The sequence below is a fragment of the Hyphomonas sp. CACIAM 19H1 genome, assembly GCF_003325995.1.
In the GTDB taxonomy this organism is placed as follows: domain Bacteria; phylum Pseudomonadota; class Alphaproteobacteria; order Caulobacterales; family Hyphomonadaceae; genus Hyphomonas; species Hyphomonas polymorpha.
In genome coordinates this window covers 2,090,670-2,105,874 of record NZ_CP016437.1, presented here as the reverse complement: position 1 = coordinate 2,105,874, position 15,205 = coordinate 2,090,670, and the positions used below count along the sequence as shown (strand labels likewise).

General features: G+C 62.1%; 15 protein-coding genes. 10 read left to right on the top strand and 5 right to left on the bottom strand.

Annotation, left to right across the window (positions count from 1 at the left end; translation table 11 throughout):
* Positions 1 to 2: 2 nt before the first annotated feature.
* The 3 genes from BBF93_RS09880 to BBF93_RS09870 are packed head-to-tail and all read left to right on the top strand — an operon-like array spanning position 3 to position 1,944.
* Positions 3 to 365: a DUF4180 domain-containing protein gene (locus tag BBF93_RS09880; protein ID WP_233349071.1), complete on the top strand. Its 363-nt coding sequence runs from the start codon at positions 3 to 5 to the stop codon at positions 363 to 365.
* Positions 362 to 1,318: an alpha/beta fold hydrolase gene (locus BBF93_RS09875; protein WP_114105782.1), complete on the top strand. Its 957-nt coding sequence runs from the start codon at positions 362 to 364 to the stop codon at positions 1,316 to 1,318. Before BBF93_RS09880 ends, BBF93_RS09875 begins: the two co-directional genes overlap by 4 nt.
* On the top strand, positions 1,315 to 1,944 hold the full coding sequence (locus BBF93_RS09870) for a hypothetical protein (protein WP_114105781.1): 630 nt from the start codon (positions 1,315 to 1,317) through the stop codon (positions 1,942 to 1,944). Before BBF93_RS09875 ends, BBF93_RS09870 begins: the two co-directional genes overlap by 4 nt.
* A gap of 3 nt (positions 1,945 to 1,947) precedes the next feature.
* On the opposite strand, the gene BBF93_RS09865 is transcribed toward BBF93_RS09870, so the two are convergent.
* From BBF93_RS09865 to BBF93_RS09855, 3 genes are all read right to left on the bottom strand, one after another.
* A complete protein-coding gene (locus tag BBF93_RS09865) occupies positions 1,948 to 2,436 on the bottom strand; it encodes an SRPBCC family protein (RefSeq protein WP_114105780.1) in 489 nt (162 codons plus the stop codon).
* Positions 2,437 to 2,557: 121 nt separating this feature from the next.
* Positions 2,558 to 4,525, bottom strand: coding sequence for an ATP-binding protein (locus BBF93_RS09860; protein WP_035596871.1), 1,968 nt, complete (start codon positions 4,523 to 4,525; stop codon positions 2,558 to 2,560).
* Between the two features lie 99 nt (positions 4,526 to 4,624).
* Positions 4,625 to 6,403 (bottom strand): patatin-like phospholipase family protein, encoded by a 1,779-nt coding sequence (locus BBF93_RS09855; RefSeq protein WP_114105779.1) that lies wholly within the window; start codon positions 6,401 to 6,403, stop codon positions 4,625 to 4,627.
* Positions 6,404 to 6,527: 124 nt separating this feature from the next.
* Between BBF93_RS09855 and BBF93_RS09850 the strand changes: the two genes are divergently transcribed.
* Complete coding sequence (locus tag BBF93_RS09850; RefSeq protein ID WP_114105778.1) at positions 6,528 to 8,135, top strand: carboxyl transferase domain-containing protein; 1,608 nt, start codon at positions 6,528 to 6,530, stop codon at positions 8,133 to 8,135.
* Between the two features lie 63 nt (positions 8,136 to 8,198).
* Here BBF93_RS09850 and BBF93_RS09845 read toward each other — a convergent pair whose 3' ends face one another.
* Entirely contained in the window at positions 8,199 to 8,693 is a 495-nt protein-coding gene (locus BBF93_RS09845; RefSeq protein ID WP_035596879.1) for a pyridoxamine 5'-phosphate oxidase family protein, read from the bottom strand.
* 168 nt (positions 8,694 to 8,861) lie between these two features.
* Here BBF93_RS09845 and BBF93_RS09840 point away from each other — a divergent pair, with 168 nt between their 5' ends.
* From BBF93_RS09840 to BBF93_RS09825, 4 genes are all read left to right on the top strand, one after another.
* Entirely contained in the window at positions 8,862 to 9,449 is a 588-nt protein-coding gene (locus BBF93_RS09840) for an NAD(P)H-dependent oxidoreductase (RefSeq protein ID WP_162786495.1), read from the top strand.
* Between the two features lie 131 nt (positions 9,450 to 9,580).
* Positions 9,581 to 9,871, top strand: coding sequence for a hypothetical protein (locus tag BBF93_RS09835; protein WP_035596885.1), 291 nt, complete (start codon positions 9,581 to 9,583; stop codon positions 9,869 to 9,871).
* 239 nt (positions 9,872 to 10,110) lie between these two features.
* Positions 10,111 to 11,136 carry an acyltransferase gene (locus BBF93_RS09830; RefSeq protein ID WP_114105775.1) on the top strand — a complete coding sequence of 342 codons (1,026 nt, stop codon included), beginning with the start codon at positions 10,111 to 10,113 and terminating at the stop codon, positions 11,134 to 11,136.
* 15 nt (positions 11,137 to 11,151) lie between these two features.
* A complete protein-coding gene (locus tag BBF93_RS09825; protein WP_035596891.1) occupies positions 11,152 to 11,952 on the top strand; it encodes an enoyl-CoA hydratase-related protein in 801 nt (266 codons plus the stop codon).
* A 13-nt stretch (positions 11,953 to 11,965) separates the two neighbouring features.
* Here the strand turns inward: BBF93_RS09825 and BBF93_RS09820 are convergent, their stop codons facing one another.
* On the bottom strand, positions 11,966 to 12,301 hold the full coding sequence (locus BBF93_RS09820; RefSeq protein ID WP_035596893.1) for a hypothetical protein: 336 nt from the start codon (positions 12,299 to 12,301) through the stop codon (positions 11,966 to 11,968).
* A gap of 131 nt (positions 12,302 to 12,432) precedes the next feature.
* Between BBF93_RS09820 and BBF93_RS09815 the strand changes: the two genes are divergently transcribed.
* Entirely contained in the window at positions 12,433 to 13,329 is an 897-nt protein-coding gene (locus BBF93_RS09815) for a DUF817 domain-containing protein (protein ID WP_233349070.1), read from the top strand.
* Positions 13,301 to 15,202, top strand: a complete 1,902-nt coding sequence (locus BBF93_RS09810; protein WP_114105774.1) for a biotin carboxylase N-terminal domain-containing protein — start codon at positions 13,301 to 13,303, stop codon at positions 15,200 to 15,202. The genes BBF93_RS09815 and BBF93_RS09810 overlap by 29 nt, the downstream gene beginning before the upstream one ends.
* Positions 15,203 to 15,205 lie beyond the last annotated feature (3 nt).

Here is a 15,205-nt window from a genome sequence, read left to right as displayed (position 1 = left end):
GAGTGGAAGAGATTGCCCGGCAACGCCTACTGTTCTTCGCGGAGGAAGGCCGCCTGCTGGCATCGACCGGAGACACGAATGATTTCATTTCCGATGTATGGTCGCAGGACGCGGACATGACCGCCATTCCGCTTTCCCGCCTCGGTCCGGATTTCCTGAAGCTCAGTACACGGCTGGCCGGGGAAGCGATTCAGAAGTTCGTCAATTATGGCATTCCACTTGCGATCCTCGGTGACGTGACCCAGCCTGTGGCACAGAGCGGCGCGCTGCGGGACTTCATCTATGAGTCCAATAAGGGGAAGGCAGTCTGGTTCCTACGGGATGCGGATGCGTTGCGCGGGCGGCTGACGGGCACCGCGCCATGAAACGGGCGGTGACGGTCTTCGGGTTGTTGGCCGCTGTTCTGGTGGTCTTGATGGGCGTGGCGCTGACACTGGCGCGGACCGAGGCAATGGAGCGCGCCGAGGCATTGGCGGGGCAGAGCGAGGTGGCGCGCACGCCGCACGGCGCGGTGGAATACGCCATCCAAGGCGAGGGACCACCGATTCTGGTGATCCACGGCGCGGGCGGCGGGTTTGATCAGGGGCTGCTGCTGGCGGACGCCGTGGGCGGGCCGGGGCGGCGCTGGATTTCCGTGTCGCGGTTCGGGTATCTCAGAAGCCCGCTTCCGGGGGAGGCATCTACGGCGGCGCAAGCGGACGCGCTGGCAGACTTTTTGGCGGGGCTGGGGATCGATCGGGTGGGCGTGCTGGCGATGTCGGGCGGGGCGCCGCCAGCCCTGCAACTGGCGGCGCGGCATCCGGACAGGGTGGGCGCGGTGGTGCTGCTGTCGCCGGCGCCGTTTACGCCCTTTGGCGGGGATGTGGAGGGGCGGCCCGTTCCGGCGGCTGTCTATACGGCGATTGCGGGCAGCGATGTCGGCTTCTGGCTGATGAAGCGGCTGGCGCCGGGCACGCTGAGGGCAGCCTTTGATGCGCGGCCCGAGCTGCTGGAGGGGGCGCCGGAGGATATCGATTTTGTGGACCGTCTGGTTGAGGGGGTCCAGCCAGCTTCCGGCAGGTTGGCGGGGCTGCGCAACGAGATTGCCGCCGTCGATCCGCAGGCGGAGTATGATCTGGAGGCGATCCGCGCGCCGGTTCTGGTCGTCCATGCGGCGGATGACCGGCTGAACCCTGTTGCCATCAGCGAGACGATTGCGGCGCGGATCAGCGGCGCGGAGTTCATCCGCTACGATACCGGCGGGCATCTGCTGCTTGGCCATCACGGCGACCTGCGAGGGGTGATTCCGGATTTTCTGGCGGGGGCTTCCGAGGAATGAAATACCTGACGGCATTTCTGGGCGTGCTTATGGCGGGCTGCGCGCATGCGGCGGAGCCTGCGCGCATTGCAGAAGAGGGCAGCCCTTGTGTGGCGGACCGGGCGGCATTGATGGCGCTCGATTACTGGGAATTCGATCAGGGAACGGAAGGTATTCGGTCTGTGATGGCCACGCCAGGGTGCGAGCTTGTCGCCGCTGATCTTCACCGGGATTATCACGCCGCGCTGCGCGCCAGGGGCGCGCCCGTGATGATCACCCTGCCAAATGACGAGGAATGGCCGATCAGTGAGACTGGGGAGATGTCCATTCTCTACTGGCATGAAGGCCAGCTGCGCGCGTTTGCGGGCGACGAAGAGGGGGCGGCTTATTTGTTCGAGCAGTCGTTGAATACGCCCGAGACGAGCCATTATGGCTGGGATGAGTATGTGCGGGGCAGCATAGCCTTCCTGCGCAGCGATCTGGGCGCGCTGGAGGCCGCGCGAGAAGCGATGGCCGGCAAGACCTCACCCGGCTATGGCGACCTCAATCTGGGTGTTCTGGATGGGCTGATCGCCTGCTTCGGACGCAGCTATAAGGAGGCCTACGGCGCGCCGGAATGTAACCGGCGGCCGGGCGTGGCACCCTGAAGGCTATTTGTATTTGTCCGGGTTGGCGGCGATGAGCTCTTCCAGCTTGGGCTGGCCCTGGACGAGTCCTTTGGTGAGCTGGGCGGTGATGAGCCCGCCGAGGAAGAGAGGCGCGCTGGCCTTGCCGGACCAGCGCATTTCGCAGCCGCCCTCGACGGGCACGACGCGGTAATCTTCCACTGCGGCTGAGACGGGTAGGGTGGAGCGTTCGAAGCGGAAAGCCATGCGGCGGCCTTCTTCCCAGGCGAAGAAGGTTTCTTCTACTTTCTGCTGGCCGATCTCAACCGTGCGCGTGGTGCCCGGTCCCCAGGGTTTGGGGCTGGTCCAGATGACTTTCGTGATGGGCAGCCACAGGGTCCATGTCTCGGCGTCGAGCAGCGCGTTCCACACCATTTCCGGCGGGAAGGGATAGCGGTGCACAGCGCTGCCCTGCTTTGCGGTGGCGAGGTATTCTTCGCCGACGGATTTGTGAACTTTCAGCGGCTTGGCCATGGCTTGCTCTCCCCAATATACCTGAAGCGGTGGGTCTTCACGGAGAGTATAGGCACGCTCGTCCGGCCGTCTACGGACGGGTGAGCCTTTTGTTGAGCTCACGCCACGTCAGGCCGCAGCGTCAGCCTGCCGCCAGAAGGGCCTCTGTTTCCTCCGCCGGGACGGAAAGAATCTGACTGATGACAGTGATCATCGTGCGCTCCTCGATAGGCTTGGAGACGTAGCCGTCAAAGCCCTTGGCGAGGTATTTCTCCCGGTCTCCATGCATCGAGTCTGCGGTCAGTGCGACCACCGGGACGAGGCGATTGAGGCTACCCGAAGTGCGCAGCCGCTTGAAGGCTTCGTCACCATCAAGGCCCGGCATGTGAATGTCCATCAGCACAATGTCGAAGGTTTCGCGATTCATGATCTCGAGGGCTTCGTTGCCATCGCAGGCTTCGCGGATGACGATGCCATAATACTCCAGGAAAGAGCGGGCGACGCGGCGGTTGATGCCATTATCGTCCACCACCAGCGCGCGGCAGCCGGTAAGGCCGGTGCGAGGCGTGCGCACGGGCATGTGTACCATGTTGGATGTGTCGCCCACGCTCATGGTGGAGGGCTGGGCCATGAACTTCAGTGTAAAGATGGAGCCGCGGCCTGCCTGGCTGACGGCCGTAACATCGCCGCCCATCATGCGGGCGAGGCGCCGGGTAATCGACAGGCCAAGGCCTGTGCCGCCGAACTTGCGGGTGGTGGAGCCATCTTCCTGGGCAAAGCTTTCGAAGATGCGGTCCAGCTTGTCTGCCGCGATGCCGACGCCGGTATCGGAGACGTGGATGACGACGCGGTGGGCGCCATTTTCCTGCGGTTCGGAAGTGACCACGATCATCACTTCCCCCTGGCTGGTGAACTTGATGGCGTTGGAAACCAGATTGCCGACACACTGGCGCACGCGTACCGGATCGAAGATCAGGCGCGAGGGTACGCTGGGGTCAACAAACAGGCGGATATTGATGCCCTTTTCCTGGGCGGCGGCTTCATGCAATTTGAACAGACCACTGAGCTTGTGGCGCAGATCGCCCGGCACCGGGGAGAGGTCCATCCGGCCGGCTTCAATCTTCGACAGGTCCAGAATGTCGTTCAGCAGCACCATCAGCGTATTGCCGCTGTCGAGGATGACGCCGACCTGTTCGGCCTGCGTCTCCGTCAGCTTGCTATGGGCGAGCACCTGCGCCATGCCGAGGACGCCGTTCAGAGGTGTACGGATTTCATGGCTCATATTGGCCAGGAATTCCGATTTGAGGCGCGTGGCCTGTTCGGCGCGGTTGAGAGCGTCCCGCAGTTCGTGGGCCTTGCGGCGTTCCTCGCGCACATCGCGGATATAGGTGATGAATACCATCTCATCGTCGCTGCCCCAACGGGCGCTGGATGTGGAGGCCTGCACACGGATCTTCTCGCCGCTCTGCGTGAAGGCCTCGGCGTCGGACACATGACGGATCAGCTTGCCATCTTCGATGTCTGAGACGACCTTGTTGCCGAGGGATTTCTGCGGCTCGAAGATTTTCACGCCGAACAGGATGCCGACATCATTGCCGAGCAGTTCTTCTTCCGAATAGCCAAGCAGTTCGCAGATGGCGTGGTTGACGTAGTGGATGCGGCTCACTCGGTCCGTGATGACGATGCCGTGGATGGCATGATCGCAGGCGGCGCGGGCGAGCTCGAAGCGCTTCTGTGCCGCGTCGCGTTCCTCAGCCAGTTCTGTAACCTCGTGGGAACAGGCAAGGGCGCCATTTTCCGTCGGCGTGATGACGGTTTTCATCACCTTGCCGAGCATCTTCGCGGCGCGGCCATGGCCGGTCATGTAAGTGATCGGCTCACCGGTCTCGATCACCTTGATGACGTTTTTCGTCATCTCAGACTCCCGATAGGCGGGGTCGAACTCGAAGACGCGCATACCGACGACGCTGCCGCCCCCCGGCAGGATTGATTCGTTCATCAAGCGGTTGGCGTCGATCCATTGAAGATCAATGATCGCGCCATTTTCGTCACGCACCGGAGCAATTTCACAAACGACAACTGGCAGCAGGTCAAACAGACGTGCATCCATCGAGCGAATCCTTAGGCCATCTATTTCTTTTTAAGGAAACATCAGCGTACAAGCTTAACGGAGCGTTGATATTTCACGCTTTTGGGGCGTGGTTTCGCTTCAGGCGGGGCAGCAGAGACTCAGGATCTCGTGGCCCTTCAGGGCATCCATGGCTGCTTTGTAGCCAGCTTCGACAGAAGCCTCATAAGCTTTCCAGTCTCGCAGTTCTATGTCCGGCAGTTCCGGCAGAATCAGAATGTCGGCCTTGTCGCGCGGGGTGAGACGGTCATCCCGGATGGTGGCGGCGCGCATCAGGAGGCCGGCGATTGGTGGCGGAGACGAGAAACCGCGCTTGAACACCCATTGCCAGAAATTTTCGGGATGGACGAATTCCTCCCGGTTCAGACCATCCCGGATGGCCGATACATCCGAGCCGATGACAAAGCCTTGATGCAGTTCCCGCATCGATTCGACGGGGAAATTGTCGAGTACGGCGCCGTCGACGAGGATATCTTCCCCTTCGACGAAGGGCGGCAGGATGCCCGGCAGGGAGATGGTGGCGCGCAGGGCTGTGCGCAGCAGACCGCAGCGGTGCAGCTTGGCCTGACCGTCGGTGAGGTTGGTGGAAAGGGCGAAGAAGGGGATTTGCAGGTCGCCGATGTCAATCTCGCCGAAGTGTTCCTGCAGGCGCTGGTTGACGCGCTTGCCTTTCACCATGCCGACCACGGGCAGAGTATAGTCGCCCAGGGGATTGGTTTCGACGAAGGCCTTGCGGATGCGCCGGTCGATTTCCTCGTCACTCCAGCCGATGGCGACACAGGCGGCGACAACCGCCCCCATGGAGGCCCCGCCGGCAAAGTCTATCGGGATGCCCAGTTCACGGATGGCGCGGATGGCGCCGATATGGCTGTAGGCCCGCGCGCCGCCGCCAGAGAGTACGAGGCCGACAGACCGGCCAGTCATGATGCGGGCCAGGCGCATGGCATCGGCGCCATTATCGCCCTGCCAGTGGAAAAGGCGCTTCGCCCCTGCCGCCTGCAGCCATTCCTGCGGACGGGAGGCGCGGCGCTCCGCGCCCGGATGGATGAGCACAATGTCGATGAGCTTGAGGCGCTGGGCAGGAGAAGTGTCTTCGGGCATCAGCGGGGTAGACGGGCGCGCATCAGAGCGGGCCAGCACCCAGATCCGGTCTGCCTGGCGCGTTGACAGGCGGAACCAGGGCGTGTCGCCGATCGCGGCGATCAGGATGACCGCGTCATACTCGGTTTCCAGCTGGTCGAAGAAGGCGGCGGGCTTTTCGCTCCCTTCGGTCTCCTCAACAATGACGGCCCGCTTCCCAAAGCGGGCAAGAGCGGATTTCAGCGCCCGGGCGCGCAGGCCTAGGTCGATGGTGGGGGAGGTGGAGAGGAGGGTGTAAACTTTGGGGGCGGCTTCGCCCGTGCGCTGATCACCCCTGCCCAGACGGCGCAGGATGATGCGGATCATGCCTTCCAGAAGCTCGGGCTCTGACTTGACCAGCAGCTTCCAGCCCGCCCGCGACAGGGCGATGACCTCAGAATCCCGCAGGGCATAGACCGAGCCTGAATGGGGCCTGTCTTGTCCTTCGCCCTCTGTATTGCTGCCGACACCGCCCAGGAACAGAGCCATCTCGCCGACTGGCTCGCCGGGGCGGATATGGCCGACGAACTCGCCTTTGGCGCCGAAGGCACCGAGCGCGCCCGACAGGACGAAATAGATGGAATCAGCCGGCTCTCCAGCCAGAAACAGCGGCTGGCCGGCGGGCAGGGCGAACCAGCGGGCCTCCTTGCCGGCGGAGCGCATAGCCCGCTGGGAGACGTCCTTCAGAAGAGGGATCGCCTTCAGATCGGGGGTAATTTCCTTGCGTAGGAGGCCGAACATGCCGGTGTTACCTGAACTCTCGAGAGGGCAGCTGCAAGACGTCTAGCACAAAAGAGTTTACCAACGGGTGACAGCCCGAAGCCGGGCGGTTAATCCTGCCGCAACGAAAAGTAAGGGAGGGCCCATGCCGGTCCTGAAATCTGCGCTGGATGTTTCCGGCGCCAAATTCGCTGCAAATCGCGCGGCCATGGAAAAGCTCGTAGCGGAGCTGCGCGCAAAGACGGCAGAGGCTGCCCTCGGCGGCCCGGAAGACAGCCGCAGGCGCCACACAGAGCGTGGCAAGCTTCTGCCGCGTGAGCGGGTGGAGCGGCTGATCGATCCGGGCAGCGCGTTCCTGGAGATCGGCGCGCTGGCAGCCCATGGCATGTATGATGGCGAGGCGCCGGGCGCGGGCCTGATCACGGGCGTGGGCCGGGTGGAAGGGCGCGAGTGCCTGATCGTCTGCAATGACGCGACGGTGAAGGGCGGGGCCTATTTCCCGGTGACCGTGAAGAAGCACCTGCGGGCGCAGGAAGTGGCAATGGAAAACCATCTGCCGTGTATCTACCTCGTCGACAGCGGCGGCGCGAACCTGCCCCATCAGTCTGAAGTGTTTCCCGACCGCGAGCATTTCGGCCGCATCTTCTACAATCAGGCGCAGATGAGCGCGAAGGGCATTCCTCAGATTGCCGCCGTGATGGGAAGCTGCACTGCCGGGGGCGCGTATGTGCCCGCCATGAGCGACGAAACGGTGATCGTGCGCAAGCAGGGCACGATCTTCCTGGGTGGCCCACCACTGGTGAAGGCGGCGACGGGCGAGGAGATTTCGGCCGAAGATCTGGGCGGGGCCGATGTGCATGCGCGCCGCTCGGGCGTGGCGGACCACTACGCGGCACATGACGCGCATGCACTTTCGATCGTGCGGTCTATTGTCCGTACACTGGCAAAATCGAAGCCGCAGCCATTTGAAATCCAGGCGCCGGCGGAGCCCCTTTATGATCCGCGCGAGATGCATGGGTTGGTGCCGCAAGATGTGCGCGAGCCATATGATGCGCGTGAAGTGATTGCCCGCACGGTGGACGGATCAGAGTTTCACGAGTTCAAGAAGCTGTATGGCGAAACGCTCGTTTGCGGCTTTGCGCATATCTACGGGATGCCGGTGGCGATCCTGGCCAATAACGGCATCCTCTTCTCCGAGAGCGCACAGAAGGCGGCGCATTTCATCGAGCTGGCCGATCAGCGGCGCATTCCGCTCGTCTTCCTGCAGAACATCACCGGCTTTATGGTGGGCTCCAAATATGAAGCCGGCGGGATTGCCAAGGATGGCGCCAAGATGGTGACGGCGGTGGCCACGGCCAGCGTGCCGAAATTCACCGTGGTGACTGGCGGTAGCTTTGGCGCGGGTAATTATGGCATGTGCGGGCGTGCCTATTCACCGCGTTTCCTCTTCATGTGGCCGAATGCGCGGATTTCCGTGATGGGCGGCGAGCAGGCGGCGAGCGTTCTGGCGACGGTGAAGCGCGACGGCATCGAGCGGCGCGGCGGACAATGGAGCGCGGAAGAGGAGAACAGCTTCAAGCAGCCGATCCGCGATCTCTACGAGACCGAAGGCAATCCGTATTTCTCCACCGCGCGGCTGTGGGATGATGGCATCATCGACCCTGCCGACACGCGGCGCGTGCTGGGGCTGGCGCTCTCGGCCAGCCTCAACGCGCCGTTTGGCGAGCGCGGGTTTGGTGTGTTCCGGATGTAAGCGATCCCCTCGCCGCATGTCTGCGGGAGGGGCGCTTTTGAAAGGGCAGGGTGCCTGCTTGGTTCAGAGCTGGACGTGCTTGCTCTTGCCAAGGTCTGGCTGCTCGTCCGTGATGTTGGCTTTGGTGACTTCAAAGAACACGCCGAGGGCGGATTTGTCCGATGCCCAGAGCGCAGCATCATGCGGCACGAATTTCAACATCATGAGTTTGGGGTCTTCAGGGCCGTCGGGATACCAGGCTTCGACCATTGGGCCCCAGAATTTCTCGATGGTGGCTTTGTCATGGTGCGGAGCAAGTTCCCCGCGCACGCAGGCCTGATAGTCGCTGTCGATGTGGCACATATGGACCATGCCGGGCGATTGGAGGACGGTTTGCCCAAGTTCGCTGGTCTTGTCTGAGTAGAAGTAGATGATGCCGGCTTCTTCATCCACCTGCGGCGCCATCGGCTGCATATGCTGATCATGATCGGGCGAGCCCAGCATGACGCACCGGCTACCCTTGATTTCTTCCAGCAGCTGGCGTTGCGGATTCTGTTCAAATTTCTTCAGATTGGCCATATCGCTCTCCTTGGGATGTCCCTGCCCAACGCGGAGTGTGCGCGCATGTTCCCTCATGGGGAGGACGGGGCCCCGTGTTCTGAAGGTCCGGAAAGATGTATAAGGACACCTACCTATCAACCTGAGCGGATTTTGCGGGTAGCGCTTGTCTCCAGAGGAGGCTCAGTCATGACCCAGACCATCTGCATCATCGACGGACATCCTGACCCGGACCCCGCCCGGCTTTGCCGCGCGCTGGCGGCCTCCTATGCCGAGGGCGCCATTTCGGCGGGATATGAGGTCACCCGCATCAACATCTGGGAACTGAAGATCCCGCATCTGGAAAAGAATGAGGATTTCCTCACCCCGCCCTCTGAACCGATCCTGAGCGAGCGGGAGAAGATCACTACCGCTGATCATATCGTCATCCTATTTCCGCTCTGGCTGGGCGGGATGCCGTCAAAGTTGCGGGCCTTCTTCGAGCAGGCGGCGCGAGGCGGGTTTTTTGTGGCAGATCCGGAGAAAGCGGGGAACTGGCCGCGCCAGATGATGGCGGGCAAATCGGCGCGTGTCGTGATCACCATGGGGATGCCCGGCTCGGTTTACCGGGTGCTCATGGATGCGGGCAGCCTGAAGGCGCTTGAGCGTGGGATTCTGGGCCTTTCCGGCTTCCGTCCGGTTCGCCATACCATCCTTGGCGGGGCTGCGGATGTCTCGTCTGAGCGGTTCCATGCCTGGAAAAGCCAGATGTGGGAACTCGGGCATTCTGCAGCATAGACTGCAGAGGCGTTAATCCTGCCACAAAATAGCCTTCAGACTGACAGGCTTTTAACGGATCGATGTTCGCGTTCATGCGTCCTTCATGCAAGGCGCCGGCCAACCCGGTGTCAGTCAAAGGAGTGAAACACATGATCCGCGTAACCCTGATTTCCGCTGCTGCTCTTGTTGGTGCCATGGGCGCCTACGCCGATGAAAAGACGACGTTTGCCGACGTTGACACCAATGCCGATGGCGTGATCAGCGCTTCGGAGTTCATCGCTCACAAGACCGCTGACGGCAAATATACCGAAGTGGAAGCTGCCGCGAAGTTCGAGGAAGCTGCCGGTATGGACGGCCAGATCACCGAAGCCGACTGGGAAGCGATGAAGGCTGAGCGCAAAGCCGACAAAGCCGACTCCACGGGTGATACCAACTGGTAATCCTACCAGTCTGAAGATCCCATCCGTCTCGATCTTCAGATATGACATGACCTTTCAGCGTCATGACAGGGCCTGTCTCTCTTTGAGAGGCAGGCCTTCGTCGCGTTGGCGGGTGCGGGTTTTCCTCAGGAATGGACCAGCTTCCCAACGCAGCTACTGGACATTTCCCCCCGGCTGAAGTCGATGGGGAACCAGCGGCTTCTTGCGCCGCCGAAACGCTGCGTAAGAGTGTACCACCCATGCCCGAGACGGCGAATCGATTTGATTTCATCCGGCTGGCGCTCGCTGCCGGTGTGTTCGTCTATCATGGCACTGCGATCGGCGCGGCGCAGCCCTTCGGGCCGCTGGAGTGGTCGCTTTCCCATATTGCCGAATTGTCGATCCAGGGCTTCTTCATTGTCTCTGGTCTGCTGGTCGCAGGCTCTTTTGAGCGTGCCTCGAGCCTTCTGGATTATGTGGGCAAACGAGCCCGCCGCCTGTATCCCGCCTATGCGGCGATCATCCTTGTGCCGGCGGCGATCAGCCTTGCCATGACGCGGGATGTTCAGGGCGTTGCGAGCTATCTGGGGGCCAATCTTGTCTTCCTGAATTTTCTCTCGCCCACGCTTCCAGGGCTGTTTGAGGGTAACCGTTTTCCGGAGGTGAACGGCGCGCTATGGACGCTGAAAATCGAGGTGATGTTCTATATCGCCCTGCCGATTATCCTCCTTGTGCTGAGGAGGTTTGGGGCGTTCTGGTGGGTTCTGATTGCGGCGATTTATGCGGCCGGGGAGGCCTGGGCCTATTTTGTGCCGCAACTGGCGCCGGGCGGGTATGGGCCCGAGCTGGGGCGCCAGCTGCCGGGCCAGATGGCCTTTTTCGCCATGGGCATTGCGCTTTGGAAGGCGTCCCCCGGCATACAGCGGCGCTGGGCGGCGCTGGCACTGTGCGGCACGGCACTTCTCGGAGCAAGTTTTCTCTATCCGTTTCTGGAGCCGCTTAGAGCTTTCGCGCTGGCCGGAGTCATCGGCGCGATTGCCTGGGCGCCGGGGCCAAAGCTCAATGTGGCGCGCTATGGTGATGTCAGCTATGGGCTCTACATAACCCACTTTCCGATCCTGCAGGCCCTCGCCGCGGCCGGGCTGGCTACCAGCCTGGGACTTGCGGCTTACCTTGCCCTTGCGACAGCGCTGACCCTCGCCGCCAGCTTCGCGCTGTGGCACCTTGTCGAGAAGCCTGCCTTGCGCCCGTCCAGCCACTATCGCAGGGTGGCCAGAGAAAGTTGAAACAGGAAAATCCCAATGCGTGACTCAGAATATGATCTGATCCGGTTTGAAGCCACGGAAGAGGGGCTTGCGGTCGTTACGCTGAACCGGCCTGATGTGCACAATGCCTTCAATGCCGAACTGATCGCCGAGTTGACGGATGTGTTCACGATGATTTCGGAACAGCCGACCATTCGCATGATGATCCTGCGTGGTGAGGGGCCTTCATTTTCTGCGGGCGCAGACCTCAACTGGATGAAGCGCGCGGCGCTGCATTCGCGTGACGACAATGAGACGGACGCCCTGCGCCTGGCCGAGATGTTGCGGCGCCTCTATGAGATGCCGCAAATGACACTGGCGCTGGTGCAGGGCGCGGCTATGGGCGGGGGCGCGGGTCTCGTGGCGGCGTGCGATGTGGCAATTGCCAAGGCGGGTACCCAGTTCCGCTTTTCCGAAGTGCGCCTCGGTCTCACGCCGGCCACCATCAGCCCCTTTGTAGTGCAGGCCATTGGCCCGCGTTGGGCGAAGGCGCTGTTTCTGACGGCGGATGGTTTTGATGCGGCGTATGCGGAGAAAATCGGCCTGGTGCATTATGTGGCCGAAGACGACGTGAAGATGGGCGAGCTTCAGGAGCATATAGCGCGGCTGGTGTTCTCGGCTGCTCCCGGGGCTGTGGCCGATGCCAAGCAACTGGTCGTAGATGTCACCGGAATGGAAATCGATACTTCTCTGATGCACACCACCGCCAAGCGGATCGCGGCGCGCCGTGTCTCCGAAGAGGGGAAGGAGGGCATCGCCGCTTTCCTCGAAAAGCGCGCCCCCTCCTGGAAGAGGTGACCGGGCGCCCTCGTCAGTCGGGGGAGAGGTCTACATTGAGGCCGAAATTGCTCAACGTGACCTCAAGCGCCGTGACCGGATTGACCCCGGTTAGCGCTTCTATCTGTCCTCGGAATATGTACGCCAGCAGCGCGAACATGATGATGTAGACAATAAACTGCATCAGCGATTTCAGAATGAAAGCGCCTGCGCTGCCGATAACGAGGCCGATGGCGCCCATGATCAGCGCGCCCTGTATCGGCGAAATGCCGTCCGTCACGAGGCCCTGATTATAGCCGAGATAGGCGCCGATGCCGCCGCCGATGACGCCTGCCAGGCTGGCGAGCCCGGTTCCGGAATTGTAGGCCATGGGGTCCCCCTTGGTTTCAGACCAGTTAAGCATTACGCGATTGCGCGGGCCCCACAAAGCCAGAAATTTAACGTCATCCGGTACTCCGGCTGCCATGTTGCCGCCCCGGTTTGCCGCGAAGGGAAACAGCCATGACGCCAGATGGAAACGTTTCCCACGCCGCCCGCCTTCGCGCCCGCCTCCACGCCGCGCGGGAGGGCTTGCGTGCGCGATATGTGAAAGGGCCGTGGAGCCTTGGTGTATTCGAGTTTGTCAGTTTCGGCATCAAGCAGGCCTGGGCCTGCCTGTTTGGCGGGGCAATGCTGGGGTTGCTGCTCCTCACGCACTTTTTCTATCCGGAGGGGGCGGCGCTCTCGCGCTATGATTTCCTGGTGATTGCGGCGGTGGCCCTGCAGGCTGGGCTGCTGCTCAGCGGCCTGGAAACCTGGGAAGAAGCGCGGGTGATCTTCGTGTTCCATGTTGTGGGTACGGTCATGGAGCTGTTCAAGACCGGCGCCGGCAGCTGGATCTATCCGGAGGAGAGCTTCCTGCGGATTGGCGCCGTGCCGCTGTTTTCCGGTTTCATGTATGCGGCGGTCGGTTCTTATCTCGCCCGCGTGTGGCGCATCTTTGAGTTCCGCTTCACGCGGTTTCCACCGCTCTGGCTGCAGGGCCTGCTGGCGCTGGCAATCTACGTGAACTTTTTTGCGCATCACTGGACAGTAGACATCCGCTACGGCCTCTTTGCCGCCACCGCGCTGATCTACCTGCGTACGCTGGTCTGGTTCCGTCCCGACGAAATCCACAGGCCGATGCCGCTGCTGATCGGTTTTTTTCTTGTGGCAGTGTTTATCTGGTTTGCCGAGAACCTTGGAACATTTGCGCGCGCCTGGGCCTATCCGGGGCAAGAAAATGGCTGGGAAATGGTGTCTTTATCGAAGCTCGGATCATGGTATCTGCTGATGATCATCAGTTTCGTCCTGGTAGCCAGCGTGCACCGGGGCCGGGGAGGCAAGACCAGTGACCATAACCAAGCTGCTCGTCGCTAACCGGGGCGAGATTGCCGCCCGTATTTTCCGCACCTGCCGCGAGCTTGGCATCGAGACCGTCGCCGTCTTTTCCGAGGCGGACCGCGCCGCCAAGCATGTGCGCGAAGCCGATGAGGCGGCCTGCATCGGACCGGCGCCTGCGCCTGAGAGCTATCTGCGTGCCGAAACGATCATTGCCGCCGCGATGGAAACGGGCGCCGATGCCATCCACCCCGGCTATGGCTTCCTCTCCGAAAACGCTGCCTTTGCAGAAGCTGTGGTGGCCGCGGGGCTGATCTGGGTTGGCCCGCCGGCCTCCGCCATCCGCTCCATGGGGCTAAAGGATGAGGCCAAGCGCATTGCCGAGGAGGCGGGCGTGCCCGTGCTGCCCGGCTATCGCGGCGAGGCGCAGGACATTGCCACGCTGAAGAAGGCCGCCGCGAAGATCGGCTATCCGCTGCTCATCAAGGCGGTCGCAGGCGGCGGTGGACGCGGTATCCGGCAGGTGTCCAAAGAGGCTGAGTTGGACGCCGAACTCATCAGCGCCGTGCGCGAGGCGGAAAGCGCCTTTGGCGATGGCCGCGTGATGCTGGAGAAGCTGGTTCTGCAGCCGCGCCATATCGAAGTACAGGTGTTTGGCGATGCCCACGGCAATGTGGTGCACCTGTTCGAGCGGGACTGCTCGCTGCAGCGCCGCCGCCAGAAGGTGCTCGAAGAAGCGCCCGCGCCCGGCATGCCCGAAGACGTGCGCAAGGCGATGACAGAGGCGTCGGTAAAGCTCGCCAAGGCTGTTGGCTATCAGGGTGCCGGTACGGTGGAATTCATCGTGGACGGATCAAAGTCTCTAGCGGTGGACACGTTCTGGTTCCTGGAAATGAATACGCGGCTTCAGGTGGAGCATCCCGTGACGGAGATGGTCACCGGGCAAGATCTGGTGGAGTGGCAACTCATCGTCGCTTCGGGCGGCACGCTGCCGCTGGCGCAGGACGAGATCGCGCTGAATGGCCATGCCATCGAAGCGCGCATCTGCGCCGAAGATCCGGCAGAAGGCTTCCGTCCAGGCGCAGGCGTGATCCTCGAGTTCGGCCTGCTGAATGAGCCCGATGGCGACATCATCCGCTGGGATACCGGTTTTGAGACCGGTGATCGCGTGCCGTCCAATTACGATTCCATGATCGCCAAGCTGATCGTCTACGGAGATCATCGGGACGAGGCACTGGAACGCCTGACGGATACGCTAGCGCATACGCAACTTGCGGGCGTGCCGTCGAATGCCAGTTTCCTCCGTCGCTGCGCTATGTCGGATGCGTTTCAGACCGGTGCGCATCATGTGAACTGGATCGGCGACAATCTTGACGCGCTGGCCGCTGTGCCGGAGGAACATCGCGAGGCTTCGTTGAACGCAGTGGCGAGCCTTGTGCTGGATGAGGCGCCCGGCCTTTCCCCCTGGTCGATCAATGACGGTTTCCGCCTGAACGCCGCGCCGCGCCGCACGATTGTTCTGGCCGCTGATGGCGAGGCGGAGATGGTGGAGGCTGGCATTCCGATGCCGGAGGATGTTCCATTTCCTCTGGTGACGGATATTTCTCCGCGCCGCTATGCCGTTACCTGCGGCGGCGACACGTTTCTGGTAACGATCCCCGAATACAGCGCCGATGCCGACGCCGCGCTGGGCGGCAATGCCGTGAAGGCGCCGATGCCTGGCAAGGTGCTGACCATCACGGCGAAAACGGGCGACGTGGTGACGCGCGGAGACACGCTGGCCGTTCTGGAAGCCATGAAGATGGAACATGCCCTCGCCGCGCCGCGCGATGGTGTAGTCGAAGCGGTTCACGCCGCAGCAGGCCAGCAGGTGGCCGAGGGCGACCTGCTGGTGTCTCTGGTGGAAGAGTAGGGG

Excerpts from the sequence above, each read along its gene's own strand:
- BBF93_RS09865 (WP_114105780.1), bottom strand. The coding sequence starts at position 2,436 with ATGGCCAAGCCGCTGAAAGTTCACAAATCCGTCGGCGAAGAATACCTC.
- BBF93_RS09825 (WP_035596891.1), top strand. The coding sequence starts at position 11,152 with ATGCGTGACTCAGAATATGATCTGATCCGGTTTGAAGCCACGGAAGAG.
- BBF93_RS09830 (WP_114105775.1), top strand. The coding sequence starts at position 10,111 with ATGCCCGAGACGGCGAATCGATTTGATTTCATCCGGCTGGCGCTCGCT.
- BBF93_RS09875 (WP_114105782.1), top strand. The coding sequence starts at position 362 with ATGAAACGGGCGGTGACGGTCTTCGGGTTGTTGGCCGCTGTTCTGGTG.
- BBF93_RS09855 (WP_114105779.1), bottom strand. The coding sequence starts at position 6,403 with ATGTTCGGCCTCCTACGCAAGGAAATTACCCCCGATCTGAAGGCGATC.
- BBF93_RS09870 (WP_114105781.1), top strand. The coding sequence starts at position 1,315 with ATGAAATACCTGACGGCATTTCTGGGCGTGCTTATGGCGGGCTGCGCG.
- BBF93_RS09860 (WP_035596871.1), bottom strand. The coding sequence starts at position 4,525 with ATGGATGCACGTCTGTTTGACCTGCTGCCAGTTGTCGTTTGTGAAATT.
- BBF93_RS09845 (WP_035596879.1), bottom strand. The coding sequence starts at position 8,693 with ATGGCCAATCTGAAGAAATTTGAACAGAATCCGCAACGCCAGCTGCTG.
- BBF93_RS09820 (WP_035596893.1), bottom strand. The coding sequence starts at position 12,301 with ATGGCCTACAATTCCGGAACCGGGCTCGCCAGCCTGGCAGGCGTCATC.
- BBF93_RS09840 (WP_162786495.1), top strand. The coding sequence starts at position 8,862 with ATGACCCAGACCATCTGCATCATCGACGGACATCCTGACCCGGACCCC.
- BBF93_RS09815 (WP_233349070.1), top strand. The coding sequence starts at position 12,433 with ATGACGCCAGATGGAAACGTTTCCCACGCCGCCCGCCTTCGCGCCCGC.
- BBF93_RS09835 (WP_035596885.1), top strand. The coding sequence starts at position 9,581 with ATGATCCGCGTAACCCTGATTTCCGCTGCTGCTCTTGTTGGTGCCATG.
- BBF93_RS09850 (WP_114105778.1), top strand. The coding sequence starts at position 6,528 with ATGCCGGTCCTGAAATCTGCGCTGGATGTTTCCGGCGCCAAATTCGCT.